At 57.8% G+C, this 15,990-nt stretch carries 16 protein-coding genes; 15 read left to right on the plus strand and 1 reads right to left on the minus strand.

Going from position 1 to position 15,990, the window contains the following annotated elements; all coding sequences use genetic code 11:
- Positions 1-6 precede the first annotated feature (6 nt).
- Genes CJP72_RS15190 through CJP72_RS15205 form a run of 4 tightly spaced genes read left to right on the plus strand, consistent with a single transcriptional unit; the run spans position 7 to position 4,064 of the window.
- Positions 7-663 (plus strand): lysophospholipid acyltransferase family protein, encoded by a 657-nt coding sequence (locus CJP72_RS15190; RefSeq protein ID WP_446714973.1) that lies wholly within the window; start codon positions 7-9, stop codon positions 661-663.
- On the plus strand, positions 638-2,398 hold the full coding sequence (locus tag CJP72_RS15195) for a bifunctional alpha/beta hydrolase/class I SAM-dependent methyltransferase (RefSeq protein ID WP_162382195.1): 1,761 nt from the start codon (positions 638-640) through the stop codon (positions 2,396-2,398). Before CJP72_RS15190 ends, CJP72_RS15195 begins: the two co-directional genes overlap by 26 nt.
- Positions 2,395-3,681, plus strand: a complete 1,287-nt coding sequence (locus tag CJP72_RS15200) for a phosphatase PAP2/dual specificity phosphatase family protein (protein WP_162382196.1) — start codon at positions 2,395-2,397, stop codon at positions 3,679-3,681. Before CJP72_RS15195 ends, CJP72_RS15200 begins: the two co-directional genes overlap by 4 nt.
- Positions 3,657-4,064: a hypothetical protein gene (locus tag CJP72_RS15205; protein WP_193568741.1), complete on the plus strand. Its 408-nt coding sequence runs from the start codon at positions 3,657-3,659 to the stop codon at positions 4,062-4,064. The genes CJP72_RS15200 and CJP72_RS15205 overlap by 25 nt, the downstream gene beginning before the upstream one ends.
- A gap of 43 nt (positions 4,065-4,107) precedes the next feature.
- Here CJP72_RS15205 and paaZ read toward each other — a convergent pair whose 3' ends face one another.
- Positions 4,108-6,153: a phenylacetic acid degradation bifunctional protein PaaZ gene (paaZ, locus tag CJP72_RS15210; RefSeq protein ID WP_162382197.1), complete on the minus strand. Its 2,046-nt coding sequence runs from the start codon at positions 6,151-6,153 to the stop codon at positions 4,108-4,110.
- A 284-nt stretch (positions 6,154-6,437) separates the two neighbouring features.
- Here paaZ and paaA point away from each other — a divergent pair, with 284 nt between their 5' ends.
- Genes paaA through paaK form a run of 11 tightly spaced genes read left to right on the plus strand, consistent with a single transcriptional unit; the run spans position 6,438 to position 15,957 of the window.
- Positions 6,438-7,367, plus strand: a complete 930-nt coding sequence (gene paaA / locus CJP72_RS15215) for a 1,2-phenylacetyl-CoA epoxidase subunit PaaA (RefSeq protein ID WP_342212317.1) — start codon at positions 6,438-6,440, stop codon at positions 7,365-7,367.
- Positions 7,368-7,378: 11 nt separating this feature from the next.
- Positions 7,379-7,666, plus strand: coding sequence for a 1,2-phenylacetyl-CoA epoxidase subunit PaaB (gene paaB, locus CJP72_RS15220; RefSeq protein ID WP_162382198.1), 288 nt, complete (start codon positions 7,379-7,381; stop codon positions 7,664-7,666).
- An 8-nt stretch (positions 7,667-7,674) separates the two neighbouring features.
- Positions 7,675-8,421: a 1,2-phenylacetyl-CoA epoxidase subunit PaaC gene (gene paaC / locus CJP72_RS15225; protein WP_162382199.1), complete on the plus strand. Its 747-nt coding sequence runs from the start codon at positions 7,675-7,677 to the stop codon at positions 8,419-8,421.
- 13 nt (positions 8,422-8,434) lie between these two features.
- Positions 8,435-8,932, plus strand: a complete 498-nt coding sequence (gene paaD / locus CJP72_RS15230; RefSeq protein WP_162382200.1) for a 1,2-phenylacetyl-CoA epoxidase subunit PaaD — start codon at positions 8,435-8,437, stop codon at positions 8,930-8,932.
- Between the two features lie 7 nt (positions 8,933-8,939).
- Positions 8,940-10,010, plus strand: coding sequence for a 1,2-phenylacetyl-CoA epoxidase subunit PaaE (gene paaE / locus CJP72_RS15235; RefSeq protein WP_162382201.1), 1,071 nt, complete (start codon positions 8,940-8,942; stop codon positions 10,008-10,010).
- Positions 10,007-10,774 carry a 2,3-dehydroadipyl-CoA hydratase PaaF gene (gene paaF / locus CJP72_RS15240; RefSeq protein WP_162382202.1) on the plus strand — a complete coding sequence of 256 codons (768 nt, stop codon included), beginning with the start codon at positions 10,007-10,009 and terminating at the stop codon, positions 10,772-10,774. Before paaE ends, paaF begins: the two co-directional genes overlap by 4 nt.
- Positions 10,774-11,562, plus strand: coding sequence for a 2-(1,2-epoxy-1,2-dihydrophenyl)acetyl-CoA isomerase PaaG (paaG, locus tag CJP72_RS15245; RefSeq protein ID WP_162382281.1), 789 nt, complete (start codon positions 10,774-10,776; stop codon positions 11,560-11,562). The genes paaF and paaG overlap by 1 nt, the downstream gene beginning before the upstream one ends.
- Before the next feature lies 1 nt (position 11,563).
- Positions 11,564-12,991, plus strand: a complete 1,428-nt coding sequence (paaH, locus tag CJP72_RS15250) for a 3-hydroxyacyl-CoA dehydrogenase PaaH (protein ID WP_162382203.1) — start codon at positions 11,564-11,566, stop codon at positions 12,989-12,991.
- Positions 12,981-13,403, plus strand: coding sequence for a hydroxyphenylacetyl-CoA thioesterase PaaI (paaI, locus tag CJP72_RS15255; protein ID WP_162382204.1), 423 nt, complete (start codon positions 12,981-12,983; stop codon positions 13,401-13,403). Before paaH ends, paaI begins: the two co-directional genes overlap by 11 nt.
- Positions 13,403-14,608, plus strand: a complete 1,206-nt coding sequence (gene pcaF / locus CJP72_RS15260) for a 3-oxoadipyl-CoA thiolase (RefSeq protein WP_162382205.1) — start codon at positions 13,403-13,405, stop codon at positions 14,606-14,608. The genes paaI and pcaF overlap by 1 nt, the downstream gene beginning before the upstream one ends.
- 26 nt (positions 14,609-14,634) lie before the next feature.
- A complete protein-coding gene (paaK, locus tag CJP72_RS15265; RefSeq protein WP_162382206.1) occupies positions 14,635-15,957 on the plus strand; it encodes a phenylacetate--CoA ligase PaaK in 1,323 nt (440 codons plus the stop codon).
- The last annotated feature ends 33 nt before the right edge of the window (positions 15,958-15,990 follow it).

A 15,990-nucleotide genomic window follows, 5' to 3' on the forward strand; every position in this document is an offset into this window, starting at 1 on the left:
CCTATGATGACGAAACTGCTTAGAACGTTGTTCTCATTGTGCATCGTCTGGCCGGTGATTTGGTTGTGGCTGGGGCTGCGGGTTAAACATCGTCAACGCTTACCACAACAGGGACCGGCGATTATCGTGGCGAATCACAACAGCCATATGGATGTGTTTGCCCTGTTGTCGCTGTTTCCCCTGCGCCGCCAGGCGCAGATCCATCCGGTGGCGGCGGCCGACTATTTTCTGCGCAACAAAGGGATGGCCTGGTTCGCGCTCAATATCATCAATATTATTCCCATCTCTCGCCAGGGCGGGGAAGCCAATCCGCTGGCGCAGTGTGAACAGGCGCTTCGCGACAACAAGATACTGATTATCTTCCCGGAAGGTACGCGGGGGGAGCCTGGGAAACTGTCGCCGCTGAAATCCGGGGTGTGGCATTTGAGCCAACGCCTGCCGGAGGTGCCGATTATTCCCGTCTGGCTGCGCGGGACAGAGCAGGTGATGGCGCGGGGAAATCGAATTCCTCTTCCGCTCTTTATTGATGTCTGTGTGGGTGACGCGCTGCCTGGTCATCCCGAGAAAAACGTGTTTATGGATGAACTGAAGCAACAACTGTTGGCGCTTCAGCAACAAACAACAGGAAATCACACTCATGAATCAACATCGCACACCGGATGAACGACATTTTCTGACCAGCGACAATTGCGAGCTGTTTTATCGCCACTGGCCAGCGCAGACGGTGGGAACAACCGCCAAAGTGATTGTCCTGTTTCATCGCGGACACGAACATTCCGGGCGGCTGCAACACATTGTTGATGAACTGGCGATGCCGGATACCGCGTTCTATGCATGGGATGCGCGGGGCCATGGGCGTTCGCCGGGGATGCGAGGATACAGTCCGTCGCTGGCGCGTTCGGTGAAAGATGTTGATGAGTTTGTCCGTTTTGCCGCCGCCGACAGCCAGACGACGCTGGAAGAGGTCGTGGTGGTTGCACAAAGCGTCGGTGCGGTAATGGCGGCGACCTGGGCCCATGATTATGCCCCGCGAATTCGTGGCATGGTACTGGCATCTCCGGCGTTTAAGGTGAAATTGTACGTGCCGTTTGCCCGTCCAGGGCTTGCGCTGATGCATCGCCTGCGCGGGCTTTTCTTTGTCAATTCTTATGTCAAAGGCAAGTATCTGACGCATGATCACGAACGGGTGGCGAGTTTCAATCATGACCCGCTGATCACCCGCCCGATTGCGGTCAATATCCTGCTCGATCTCTATAAAACGGCAGAGCGTATTGTCAGCGACGCGGGGGCGATTACTATGCCTGTCCAGCTGCTGGTCTCCGGCGAAGATTTCGTTGTGCATCGAAAGCCACAGATCGATTTTTACCAGCGTCTGCGCAGTCCGCTCAAAGAATTGCATGTTTTACCCGGTTTTTATCACGATACGCTGGGCGAAAAAGAGCGGCATCTGGCCTTTGATAAAATGCGGGACTTTATCGATACGCTCTACGCCAGACCGCCTCAATGCTTCGACTATCGTCACGAAGACCGCTGGAGTCCTGGCGCAGACACCTGGCGTATCTTAAGCGGCGGGCCGGAACCGTTCTCTGTCGACGATATCGCTTATCGCGGTTTGCGTTACGCCATGAAAATGCTGGGAACGCAGTCCACGGGCGTTCGTCTGGGATTTGAGACCGGTTTTGACTCTGGTAGTACGCTGGACTACGTCTATCGTAATCAGCCGCAGGGCAGCAGCGCGCTGGGGCGTCTGATTGATAAGAACTACCTCAACAGCGTGGGCTGGAAAGGCATTCGGCAGCGAAAAACGCATCTTCAGACGCTGATCCAACACGCGGTCGCGCAACTGAAGGCGCAAGGAACGCCGGTGCGGGTAGTGGATATCGCCGCCGGTCACGGACGCTACGTGCTCGATGCGCTGCAAGGCGAAACGGCGGCGAGTGAGATATTGCTGCGCGACTACAGCGAGCTAAACGTCCTGAAAGGTCAGGAGATGATTGCGCAGCGCGGAATGGCGGGAAGGGCACGTTTTGAACACGGAGATGCCTTTAACCGTACGGAACTGGCCTCGCTTGAACCGCGTCCGACGCTGGGCATTGTCTCCGGGCTGTATGAACTGTTTCCCGAGAATACGCTGGTGCGTAACTCGCTTGCCGGACTGGCAGAAGCGATAGAGCCTGGCGGCATTCTGATCTACACCGGGCAGCCCTGGCATCCGCAGCTCAAAACCATCGCCTGGTCGCTCACCAGCCACAAAGACGGTAAAGCGTGGGTGATGCGCGTGCGTACCCAGGGGGAAATGGATGCGCTGGTGCACGAAGCGGGGTTCGATAAATGCGCCCAGTTGATCGATGAATGGGGCATTTTCACCGTCTCAATGGCGGTGCGTCGCGCATCATGACGGTTCAACGCCCCATTTTCGTTCAGGGTCTCGGCTGGCTGCTGTTGCTTGCGCCGTTTTTCTTTCTGACCTACGGACAGGTCAATCAATTCACCGCCGGGCGAGACGGTATCGGCAGCATCGTCTTTGACTGGGAACGGCATATTCCGTTTGTGCCGTTCACCATCATTCCCTACTGGAGTCTGGACCTGCTGTACGGCCTGTCGCTGTTTATTTGCACGTCGCTGAATGAACAACGCCGTCTGGTCGGGCGACTGGCGCTGGCGTCGCTTATCGCCTGCGCCGGTTTCCTGCTGTTTCCACTGCGTTTTACCTTTGTCAGACCAGAAATTAACGGTCTGGCGGGCTGGTTGTTCGGCCAGCTTGAACAGTTTGATTTGCCGTACAATCAGTCGCCCTCCTTGCATATTATTTTATGCTGGCTGCTGTGGCGGCATTTCCACCGCCATCTGAGCGGCGGCTGGCGGACGTTCAGTACCGGCTGGTTTTTGTTGATCGCGGTTTCTGTGCTGACGACCTGGCAGCATCACGCCATTGATGTCGTCACCGGGCTGGCCGTCGGGATGCTGATTGACTGGCTGATCCCCGCGCAGGGCACATGGCGCTGGCAATGGGCTGGCGGAAAACATCTCACCCTGGCAGGACGCTATTTCGCGGGTGCGCTGGTGTGTCTGGCGGGAACGCGGGTGACGTACTGGCTGTGGTGGCCCGCCATTGCTTTGATGATTGTTTCACTCGCCTATAGTGTTTTAGGCGCAGACGCGCTGCAAAAAGATGAAAAAGGGCGATTAAGCGGCGCGGCGTGGTGGCTGTTGTTGCCCTGGCGCGCAGGCATGTGGCTTTCGATGCGCCTCTACACCCGCCGTTTACCGACGGTAAGCCCGCTTGCGGATGGCGTATCTTTGGGGGTGTACCCACGAACGCCGCCAACGGCACGTGCGGTACTGGATTTGACCAGTGAGTTTGCGCGTTCACCCGCCGTGCATGGACAGGTTTACCAGTGCGTCCCTCTGTTGGATCTGGTGAACCCGGACCCGGCGACGCTGCGTCTGGCGGTAGAGAAGCTGGAAGCGTTACGCGCCACGCACGGGAGCGTGCTTGTTCACTGTGCGCTTGGGCTTTCCCGGAGTGCCCTGGTCGTTGCAGCCTGGTTGCTGTGGCGCTACCCGACGCTGGACGTCGCACACGCGGTTGCTCGTGTCCGCGAAGCCCGTTCGCAGGTGGTCTTCACCCCTGAACATCTGGAGTTACTGGAACAATGGAAAACAAGTGTGACAGTGTAACGCGTGACGAGGATGTCGTGTCGCCTCTGCTGCAACAAACCTTGTCGAGCTGGCGTTTTTTGCTGTTTTTTATCCTTGCGCCGCTGATGTGGGTGGTGTTTATCGGTGAGGCTGGGATAGTGCGCGCGGTTATCGCATTACTGTGCGGACTCGCCGGTTTCGGCTGCTGGCGAGTCTGGCTGGATGCGCAGTATTTAGCGGTGATCAACCAGGAAAATAATGAGCAGGCGGGTGTTGCGCTCTTTTTCATCTGGCGGCGCGAAAGGCTGCAACGGCTAACGCTAAGCGAGCGGCGGCAGGGGGCGCTTAAACAATTTCGCAAGGCTTTGGGGTTGATTGCGCTGCTGTGGGCAGTCTGGCTGATTGCATTGCTGTTTTACTGAGGAATGCCGGGCAGCCCGCAACAGGCCGCCCGGTTACTGATTATCAGGACGCGAAATCCCCGTGCTGACGTGCGACCAGCGTCAGAATGGAGTAAAGCGCGACCGGTGTCTGGTGTTGGTTAAAGACTTCTACCGCCCATTCGACAACGCCCGTCGGTTTCTCCTCCGCTGAACGCTGTTTTTTCAACGTCTTGCGTTTGCAGGTCAGACGAACCTGAATCGTATCGCCGGGTTTCACGGGCTCGATAAAGCGTAGATTCTCCAGCCCGTAATTGGCGATAACCGGCCCGACGCCCGCATCGACAAACAGCCCTGCGGCGGCAGAAAGCACAAAGTAGCCATGCACGACGCGCTCGCCAAAAATGGACTCCGCTGCGCCGATTTTGTCCATGTGCGCATAGAAGTGATCGCCACTCAGACAGGCAAAATTGACGATATCCGCCTCGGTCATCGTACGACGCGGCGTCAGCAAACTGTCGCCCGCCTGCAACTCTTCAAAGTATTTGCGGAAGGGGTGAATTCTGTCTTCAAGCACCTGCGCCCCACGCACCCACTGTTTGCCAATCGCGGCAAGCATGGTTGGACTGCCCTGGATAGCCGTGCGTTGCAGATAATGTTTCACCGCCCGCAGGCCGCCCAGTTCTTCACCGCCGCCTGCACGTCCAGGACCACCGTGAACCAGTTGCGGCAGCGGCGAACCGTGTCCGGTGGACTCTTTGGCGGATTCTGCATTGAGGATCTGAATACGGCCGTGGGCGCGGGCGGCCCCGGCAATAAACTGACGCGCCAGCGCAGGATCTGCCGTCACCAGCGTTCCCGCCAGGCTGCCGCCGCCCGCACGTGCCAGCGCCATCGCGTGGTCGGCGTGTTGATACGGCATCAGCGTTGCGACAGGGCCGAAGGCTTCTGTGGCATGAACCGCCGGGGTTTCGTCCGGCTGAGGGCAGAACAGCAGCGTCGGCGGGAAATACGCCCCCGGCGCGGTTAAATCCGCCTGACCGCCAAGACGCACTTCACAACCGGCCTCGACCAGCAGGTTCACTTTTTCCTGAACGTCGGCACGCTGTTCGGCGTTGACCAGCGCCCCCATTTTGACGCCTTCCTGAGCCGGATCGCCCACCACGACTTTTCCAAGACGGGCGACCAACGCCTCGCTCACTGCCTCAATCTGTGCATTTGGCACGATGATACGACGAATCGCAGTACATTTTTGTCCGGCTTTGGTGGTCATTTCACGCACCACTTCACGGATAAACAGCGCAAATTCCGGGCTTTCTGGCGTCACGTCTTCACCGAGGACGCAGCAGTTCAACGAGTCTGCTTCCATAGTGAAGGGGATCGAGTTTGCCACGATGTTAGGGTGAACACGCAATGACTGGCCCGTTGAGGCGGAGCCGGTGAACGTGACCACATCCTGACTGTCGAGCTGGTCGAGCAGATCGCCTGCGCCGCCGCAAATCAGGCTGATGGCACCGTCGGGCACCAGACCGCTCTCAACGATCGATTTCACCATCGCCTGCGTGACCTGGGCGGTGGCGGTGGCCGGTTTAACGATTGCCGGTACGCCAGCCAGCCAGGTCGGCGCCAGTTTTTCGAGCATGCCCCAGCACGGGAAGTTAAAGGCGTTAATGTGGACTGCCACGCCGGATTTTGAGGTCAGCACATGACGCGCGGCGAAACCGCCTTCTTTAGAAAGGGGGATCAGTTCATCTTCTGGCCAAAGCGTATCGTCCGGGAGTTCGCGGCTGCCCATGCTGGCATAAGCAAACAGCGTACCGATACCGCCCTCAATATCGACCCAACTGTCTGCCCGGGTGGCGCCGGTTTGCGCGGAGAGCGCATAGAAGGTCTCTTTTTCGCCGAGCAAATGTTTGGCAACGGCTTTCAGCATCGCGGCACGTTCAATAAAGGTCATGGCCTGAAGCGCATTTCCCCCTTTATCAATAGCATACCGGCGAGCGGCGGCCATATCGAGGCCCTCGCTGGTGACTTCCCATAAGGCTTCGCCGTGGATGGCGTGATGAATTGTACGGGCGCGGCCCCGGCCAGATTGCCAGGTACCGGACAAGAAGCTGGCTAGTTGCTGCATCTCTTCTCTCCAAATGTTACGTGATCTCGCTATGAATAGTTGATTTATGAATCATAAAAATCAAGCCTTGTTTTAATATTTTATTAACAATGTGATCGCGTGGTGTTACATGTGGTTCGTTATTTGTCTGAATATAAAGAAAAAAGACAAATCGCTTGCGAATCGCGTCACAAATTACACAAACAAATCTTGGGGTTTTAATTAACCATTGTGTAACGTTTATAAAACAACGTGATTCATTTTTTGTTTTAAATCACGAAAACTGGAATCGTAAAGGTGATGACGTGACCGAAGAACAACGCTTTGAGCAACGCATAGTGCAAGAGACGGCAATCGAGCCGCAGGACTGGATGCCTGAAGCCTATCGTAAGACGCTGATCCGCCAGATAGGTCAGCATGCGCATTCTGAAATTGTCGGCATGCTGCCGGAAGGCAACTGGATCACCCGCGCACCGACACTGCGTCGCAAAGCCATCTTACTGGCGAAGGTGCAGGACGAAGCCGGGCACGGTCTGTATCTCTACAGCGCGGCGGAAACCCTCGGCTGCGCCCGCGAAGACATCTATCAGAAGATGCTCGATGGCCGCATGAAGTACTCCTCCATCTTTAATTATCCCACGCTGAGCTGGGCAGATATCGGCGTGATCGGCTGGCTGGTTGACGGCGCTGCGATTGTGAATCAGGTGGCGCTGTGCCGTACCTCGTACGGACCGTATGCCCGGGCGATGGTGAAAATCTGTAAAGAGGAAAGCTTTCATCAACGTCAGGGGTTCGAAGCCTGCATGGCGCTGGCGCAAGGGAGCGAGTCTCAGCGGCAGATGCTTCAGGACGCCATTAATCGTTTCTGGTGGCCAGTGTTGATGATGTTTGGGCCGAACGACGACAACTCGCCGAACAGCGCTCAAAGCCTGGCGTGGAAGATCAAACGTTTTGGCAACGACGAACTGCGTCAGCGTTTTGTCGACAACACCGTCCCGCAGGTTGAAATGCTGGGCATGACCGTACCGGATGCGGACCTGCGCCTGGACGCGGAAAGCGGCCATTACCGCTTTGGCGAGATCGACTGGCGGGAGTTCAACGAGGTGATCAACGGCCGTGGCGTCTGTAACCAGGAACGTCTGGATGCCAAACGCAAAGCCTGGGAAGAAGGGGCGTGGGTGCGCGAAGCCGCACTGGCGCATGCGCAAAAACAACACGCCCGCAAGGTCGCTTAAGGGGAAACACAATGAGCAAAGTTTACTGGCCGTTATATGAAGTTTTTGTTCGCGGGAAGCAGGGATTGTCGCACCGTCACGTGGGCAGCCTGCACGCAGCAGATGATCGGATGGCGCTGGAGAATGCGCGTGACGCCTACACTCGCCGCAGCGAAGGGTGTTCGATTTGGGTCGTGAAGGCGAGCGAAATCGTCGCCTCTCAACCGGAAGAGCGCGGCGAGTTCTTCGACCCGTCGGAGAGCAAGGTGTATCGCCATCCGACGTTTTACACCATCCCCGATGGCATTGAGCACATGTGAGGCAGGGAATGAAAACGTTAACCGCTTATACCCTGCGTTTGGGGGATAACTGTCTGGTGCTGTCGCAACGTCTTGGCGCGTGGTGCGGACATGCCCCGGAGCTGGAAATCGACCTCGCACTCGCCAACATTGGCCTCGATTTGCTCGGTCAGGCGCGCAATTTCTTAAGTTATGCCGCCGAACTGGAAGGCACTGGCGACGAAGACACGCTGGCGTTTGGCCGCGATGAACGCCAGTTTCGCAACTTACTGCTGGTTGAGCAGCCCAACGGCAACTTCGCCGACACCATCGCCCGCCAGTATTTCATTGATGCCTGGCACGTAGCGCTGTTTACCCGACTCACCGAAAGCCGCGATCAACAGCTTGCCGCGATCGCTGCCAAAGCCATTAAAGAAGCCCGTTATCACCTGCGTTTTAGTCGTGGCTGGCTGGAACGTCTGGGCAACGGCACTGAGGTGTCAGCGCAAAAAATGCAGCAGGCGGTCAACACGCTCTGGCGCTTTACCTCCGAGTTGTTCGACGCCGACGAGATTGATATCGCCCTGAGCGACGCCGGTATTGCCGTTCATCCCGCACTGCTGCGCGAGGAATGGGAAGCCGAAGTGTTCGCCGGATTTAGCGCCGCTGCGCTGACTGTCCCGGAAGAGGCGGCGTACCGCACAGGCGGCAAAAAAGGGCTGCATACCGAACATCTGGGACCGATGCTGGCGGAAATGCAGTACCTCCAGCGCGCGTATCCTGGTCAGCAGTGGTAACGGAGGAGTCGTCATGCAACGTCTGGCAGAGGTAGCACCGGCACAAATACGCGAAATCTGGAATCTGCTTAGCGCGATCCCGGACCCGGAAATTCCCGTGCTGACCATTACCGACCTCGGCATGGTGCGCAGCGTCGCACAACAGGGAGACGGTTGGGTCATCGGCTTTACGCCAACCTATTCCGGCTGCCCGGCGACGGAACATCTGATCGGTGCTATCCGCGAGGCGATGACGACGCACGGTTTTACGCCCGTTCACATTGTATTGCGCCTTGATCCGGCCTGGACCACCGACTGGATGACGCCGGATGCCCGTGAGCGCCTGCGCCAGTACGGCATTAGCCCGCCGGTCGGACACAGTTGCCATGCGCATCTCCCGGCTGAGGTGAGCTGCCCGCGCTGCGGCAGCGTACACACGTCGCTTATCAGTGAATTTGGTTCAACGGCCTGCAAAGCGCTCTGGCGCTGTGACACCTGCCGTGAACCCTTCGATTATTTCAAATGTATTTGAGGTTGCCATGACAACGTTTCATTCCTTAACGGTGGCAAAAGTAGAACCCGAAACCCGCGATGCGGTGACCATCACCTTTGCGGTGCCACCCGCGTTACAGGACGCGTATCGTTTTCGCCCAGGTCAACACCTGACGCTGAAAGCGCAACTGGCAGGGACGGAGCTACGCCGTTGTTACTCCATCTGCCGTAGCCTGAATCCGGGTGAAATCAGCGTGGCGGTAAAGGCTATCGAGGGCGGACGCTTCTCCCACTATGCTCGCGACGAGATTAAACAAGGCATGGCGCTTGAGGTGATGGTGCCGCAGGGACATTTCAGTTATCAGCCGCAACCCCAACGTCACGGACGCTATCTGGCGATCGCGGCAGGTTCCGGTATTACGCCGATGCTGGCGATTTTGTCTGCCACCCTGCAAACCGAAACCGCAAGCGAGTTCACGCTGATTTACGGTAACCGCAGCAGCCAGAGCATGATGTTTCGCCAGGCGCTGGCCGACCTGAAAGATAAATACCCGCAGCGTCTGCAACTGGTGTGCATTTTCAGTCAGGAGACGATGGACAGCGACCTGTTGCACGGGCGTATTGACGGCGAAAAATTGACGGCGCTGGCGACGCATCTGGTCGATTACAGCCAGTTCGACGAAGCCTTTATCTGCGGCCCGGCGGCGATGATGGATGAGGCGGAAGCCACGCTCAAAGCGCTCGGTATGCCGGAAAAGGGCATCCATCTGGAGCGGTTCAACACCCCAGGAACGGCGGTAAAACGCACGACCAGCGTCCAGGCGCAAGGGCAGAAAGTGACCGTGCGTCAGGATGGCCGTGACCGCGAAATCACGCTGTCGGCCGATGACGAAAGCATTCTCGATGCGGCTCTGCGTCAGGGCGCTGACTTGCCTTACGCCTGTAAAGGCGGGGTGTGCGCCACCTGTAAATGCAAAGTGGTGCGTGGAAAAGTGGATATGGTTACCAACTACAGCCTTGAGCCGGACGAACTGGCGGCAGGTTATGTCCTGAGCTGCCAGGCGCTGCCGCTCACCAGCGATGTGGTTGTCGACTTTGATGCGAAGGGGATGGCATGAACGAACTGATTGTCACCCGACACGATCGCGTATTGCAGCTAACGCTGAATCGTCCGGCGGCGCGCAATGCTCTGAACAATGCGCTGTTGGCGCAACTGGCGACCGAACTGGAAGCCGCCGCGACCGACAGCGACATCGCCGTCTGTGTGATCACCGGCAACGAACGTTTTTTTGCTGCCGGCGCCGATCTGAATGAAATGGCGGAAAAAGATCTGCCCGCCACGCTCAACGACGCGCGCGTCCATCTGTGGGCCCGTATCAACGCCTTTAATAAACCGTTGATCGCCGCCGTCAACGGTTACGCGCTGGGAGCAGGCTGTGAACTGGCGTTGCTGTGTGATGTGGTGATTGCCGGGGATAACGCCCGTTTTGGTCTGCCGGAAATCACGCTGGGCATTATGCCGGGCGCCGGTGGAACGCAGCGTCTGATTCGCAGCGTCGGGAAATCGCTTGCCCACAAAATGGTGCTGACCGGTGAGAGCATTACCGCGCAGCAGGCGTTGCAGTCGGGACTGGTCAGTGATGTCTACCCGGCGGCGCTGACGCTGGAGTATGCCTTGCAACAAGCGGCGCTGATGGCGCGCCATTCACCGCTGGCGCTACAGGCGGCGAAGCTTGCGCTACGCCAGTCGCAGGAAGTCCCCCTCCAGGCCGGACTGGCGCAAGAACGCCAGCTCTTTACGCTGCTTTCGGCAACGGAAGATCGCCGGGAAGGGATCGACGCATTTTTGCAAAAACGCTCACCTGTTTTTAAAGGACGCTAATCATGGATTTCATTCTGAGTCATGTTGAACAGGGCGTGATGACGATTACGCTCAACCGCCCGGAGCGTCTGAACAGTTTCAATGACGTGATGCACCAGCAATTGGCTGAGTGCCTGAAACAGGCCGAGCGTGATGACACCATCCGCTGCCTGCTGGTGACCGGGGCCGGTCGCGGTTTTTGCGCCGGGCAGGATCTTAACGACCGTAACGTCGACCCTAACGGACCTGCACCCGACCTGGGCATGTCTGTAGAACGTTTCTATAACCCGCTGGTGCGTCGTCTGGCCAAACTGCCCAAACCGGTCATCTGCGCGGTGAACGGTGTCGCGGCGGGCGCCGGAGCAACGCTGGCGCTGGGATGCGATATCGTCATTGCTGCCCGCTCGGCCAATTTTGTGATGGCATTCAGTAAATTAGGTTTAGTTCCCGATTGTGGCGGCACCTGGCTGTTGCCGCGCGTGGCGGGGCGAGCACGTGCGATGGGACTGGCGCTGTTGGGCGACAAGCTGAGTGCAGAACAGGCGCACCACTGGGGCATGATCTGGCAGGTGGTGGACGATGAGAAACTCTCCGACACCGCACAGCAACTGGCGCTTCATCTGGCGGCGCAGCCCACGTTTGGTCTGGGACTTATCAAACAGGCGCTCAACCACGCGGAAACCAGCACGCTGGATGCACAGCTCGATCTGGAGCGCGATTATCAGCGTCTGGCGGGGCGGAGTGCGGATTACCGGGAAGGCGTCAGCGCATTTCTCGCGAAGCGTTCACCGCAATTCACGGGGAAATAACATGATGACACGTGTACAGACCGTCGCAGTGATTGGCAGTGGCACGATGGGGGCGGGCATTGCCGAAGTCGCCGCCAGCCACGGTCATCAGGTGCTGCTGTATGACATTTCAGCGGCCGCTGTCTCTCGCGGCGTTGACGGAATTCGCCGTCGTCTGGAGTCTCGCGTGGCGCGAGGCAAATTTGCGGCGACAGCCTGCGAGGCGACGCTGGCGCGGCTGGTTCCGGTGACCGATATCGACTCGCTGGCGGCGGCCGACCTGGTGATTGAAGCGGCGTCAGAACGTCTTGAGATTAAACAGGCGCTGTTTTCCCAACTGGCGGAAATTTGCCAGCCTCACACGCTGCTGACCAGTAATACCTCGTCGATCTCCATTACGGCGATCGCGGCCAGCGTTAGCCATCCTGAGCGTGTCGCCGGACTGCACTTTTTCAATCCCGCGCCGGTCATGAAGCTGGTTGAAGTGGTCAGCGGATTAGCGACCTCAGAGGCGGTGGTGGAGCAGCTGTGCAATCTGGCGATGAGCTGGGGTAAACAGCCCGTCCGCTGCCAGTCTACGCCAGGATTTATCGTCAATCGGGTGGCCCGTCCGTTCTATTCGGAAGCCTGGCGCGCGCTGGAAGAGCAGGTTGCGACGCCGGAGGTCATTGATGCCGCGCTGCGTGGCGGCGGTGGTTTTCCGATGGGCCCGCTGGAATTGACCGACCTGATTGGTCAGGACGTCAACTTTGCGGTGACGTGCTCAGTGTTTAACGCGTTCTGGCAGGAGCGCCGTTTTCTGCCTTCGCTCGTGCAACAAGAGCTGGTGATGGCGGGGCGTCTGGGTAAAAAAAGCGGCCACGGCGTCTATGACTGGCGTACCGAGCGCTCGCCCGCCGAGGTTGTCGGCGCGGTGAGTGCAAGTTACGGCCCGGTGAAGATTGAAAAAAGAAGTGACGGTGTCACCGAACTTGACGATGTGCTGCTGATTGAAACGCAGGGCGAAACCGCCCAGGCGCTGGCATTGCGTACCGGGCGCGCGGTAGTGGTGGTGGATCGCATGGAAGGCGATGTGGCGATTGTCGCCGCCGCAGACAGCAATCCGCGCTCGGCGACGCAAAAAGCCATTTATTACCTGCAACAGCAGGGAAAAAACGTGCTGCACATCGCTGATTATCCGGGGTTACTGGTCTGGCGTACCGTCGCGATGATCGTCAATGAAGCCCTCGACGCGTTGCAAAAAGGGGTCGCCACCGAACAGGACATCGACACCGCCATGCGGCTTGGCGTCAATTATCCGTGTGGACCTCTCGCATGGGGGGAACGTCTCGGCTGGCAACGCCTGCTGATTCTGCTGGAAAACCTGCAACGGCATTACGGTGAAGAACGCTATCGCCCTTGCTCATTGCTGCGCCAGCGTGCGCTTCTGGAGTCTGGTTATGAGTCATAACGCCTGGCAAAACGCCCACGCAATGTATGAGAACGACGCCTGCGCAAAAGCGCTGGGTATCAACATTCTTGAGATGGATGACGGCTTTGCCGTGTTGACGATGACCGTCACGCCGCAAATGTTGAATGGGCATCAGAGCTGCCACGGCGGGCAACTGTTTTCCCTCGCGGATACCGCGTTTGCCTACGCCTGCAACAGTCAGGGACTGGCGGCGGTGGCCTCGGCCTGCACCATTGATTTTTTACGCCCGGGATTTGCGGGCGATGTCCTGACCGCCACCGCTCAGGTGCGTCATCAGGGGAAAAAAACCGGTGTTTACGACATCGAAATTGTTAACCAACAGCATAAAACGGTCGCGCTGTTTCGCGGTAAATCTCACCGCACCGGCGGCACCATCACAGGAGAAGCCTGATGCGCGATGCATTTATTTGTGACGGAATTCGTACTCCCATTGGTCGCTACGGCGGCGCGCTCTCGGGCGTACGTGCTGATGATTTAGGGGCTATCCCGCTGCGTGAACTGCTGGTGCGTAACCCGAAGCTTGACGCGCAACGCATTGATGACGTGATTTTCGGCTGCGCCAACCAGGCGGGCGAAGATAACCGCAACGTGGCGCGAATGTCGTCACTGTTGGCGGGTCTGCCGCAAACCGTTTCCGGCACCACCATCAACCGTTTGTGCGGTTCTGGTCTTGATGCGCTGGGCTTTGCCGCGCGGGCCATCAAATCGGGCGACAGCGATCTGCTGATCGCCGGCGGCGTGGAGTCAATGTCTCGTGCACCTTTCGTGATGGGAAAAGCAACCAGCGCCTTTTCGCGTCAGGCGGAGATGTTTGATACCACCATTGGCTGGCGATTTGTGAACCCGCTCATGGAGCAGCAATTTGGTACTGACAGCATGCCGGAAACGGCAGAGAATGTAGCTGAGTTGTTAAGGATAACGCGTGAAGATCAAGATGCCTTCGCGTTACGCAGTCAGCAGCGGACGGCAAGAGCGCAAGAGATGGGGATCCTGGCGCAGGAAATCGTTCCGGTAGTACTGAAGAATAAAAAAGGCACCGTAACAGAAATACAACATGACGAGCATCCGCGTCCGGAAACGACGCTCGCGCAACTCAACGCGCTAAAAGCCCCGTTTCGTCGTGATGGCGTCGTCACCGCCGGTAATGCGTCTGGCGTTAACGACGGGGCCGCAGCGCTGATTGTTGCCAGCGAGCAGATGGCCGTTGCGCAGGGACTGACCCCACGGGCACGCATTGTCGCGATGGCGACTGCCGGGGTTGAACCGCGCCTGATGGGACTCGGTCCGGTGCCTGCCACCCGCAAAGTGCTGGAGCGTGCAGGTCTGAGTATTCACGATATGGACGTTATCGAATTGAATGAAGCGTTTGCAGCCCAGGCGCTGGGTGTGCTGCGGGAACTGGGGCTGGCAGATGATGCCCCTCATGTTAACCCCAATGGTGGTGCGATTGCGTTAGGCCATCCGTTGGGAATGAGTGGTGCCCGGCTGGCGTTAGCCGCGACCCATGAGCTGCATCGCCGCAACGGTCGCTATGCGTTGTGCACGATGTGTATCGGTGTGGGTCAGGGCATTGCCATGATTCTGGAACGTGTTTGAGCATAACAACCTGCGAGTACCCTACAATGACAACGAAAACAACAATACAACTGGATCCGATTGAAACCGCGTCGCTGGATGAATTACAGGCGCTGCAAACCCAGCGCCTGAAGTGGACGCTGAAACATGCTTACGACAACGTTCCGATGTACCGCCGCAAATTTGATGCCGCTGGCGTGCATCCTGACGATTTCAAAGAGCTGGCCGACCTGCGCAAATTCCCGTGCACCACCAAGCAGGATCTGCGCGATAACTACCCGTTCGACACCTTTGCGGTGCCGATGGAGCAGGTGGTGCGTATCCACGCCTCTTCAGGAACCACCGGCAAACCGACTGTCGTCGGCTATACCCAAAATGATATTGATACGTGGGCGAATATTGTCGCGCGTTCACTGCGCGCCGCAGGCGGCAGCGCGAAAGATAAAATTCATGTCGCCTACGGTTACGGGCTGTTTACTGGCGGGCTTGGCGCGCACTACGGCGCAGAGCGTTTAGGGGCCACGGTGATTCCGATGTCTGGCGGGCAAACCGAAAAACAGGCGCAGCTGATCCGTGATTTCCAGCCCGATATGATTATGGTGACGCCGTCCTATTGCCTGAACTTAATTGAAGAACTGGAGCGCCAGATGGGCGGCGACGCCAGCCAGTGCTCTCTGCGTGTCGGCGTGTTTGGCGCGGAACCGTGGACGCAGGCAATGCGTAAAGAAATTGAGCGTCGTCTGGGGATCACTGCGCTGGATATTTATGGCCTGTCCGAAGTGATGGGCCCTGGTGTGGCGATGGAGTGTATCGAAACGGCGGACGGTCCGACCATCTGGGAAGATCACTTCTACCCGGAAATCGTGAACCCGAATGATGGCACGCCGCTGAACGATGGCGAGCAGGGCGAATTACTGTTCACCACGCTGACCAAAGAGGCGTTGCCGGTGATTCGTTACCGTACCCGCGATCTGACGCGTTTGCTGCCGGGCACCGCCCGCACGATGCGCCGTATGGACCGCATCAGTGGTCGCAGCGACGACATGCTGATTATTCGCGGCGTGAACGTCTTCCCCTCACAACTTGAGGAAGAGATCGTCAAGCTCGAACATCTGTCGCCGCATTACCAGCTTGAGGTAAACCGTCGCGGACATCTCGATTCACTTTCCGTGAAGGTAGAACTGAAAGAGAGCAGCCTGACGCTGACCCATGAACAGCGCTGTCAGGTATGCCATCAGTTGCGTCACCGCATCAAATCGATGGTCGGTATTTCGACTGACGTGATGATTGTGAACTGCGGCAGTATTCCGCGTTCAGAAGGGAAAGCCTGCCGCGTGTTCGATTTACGCAACATCGCCGCTAACGGCTAACGCAAATCTGAACCTCTCCCTTTTGGGAGAGGT

Origin of the sequence: Citrobacter sp. NCU1, from assembly GCF_010231475.1 — a bacterium.
Classification (GTDB): domain Bacteria; phylum Pseudomonadota; class Gammaproteobacteria; order Enterobacterales; family Enterobacteriaceae; genus Citrobacter_D.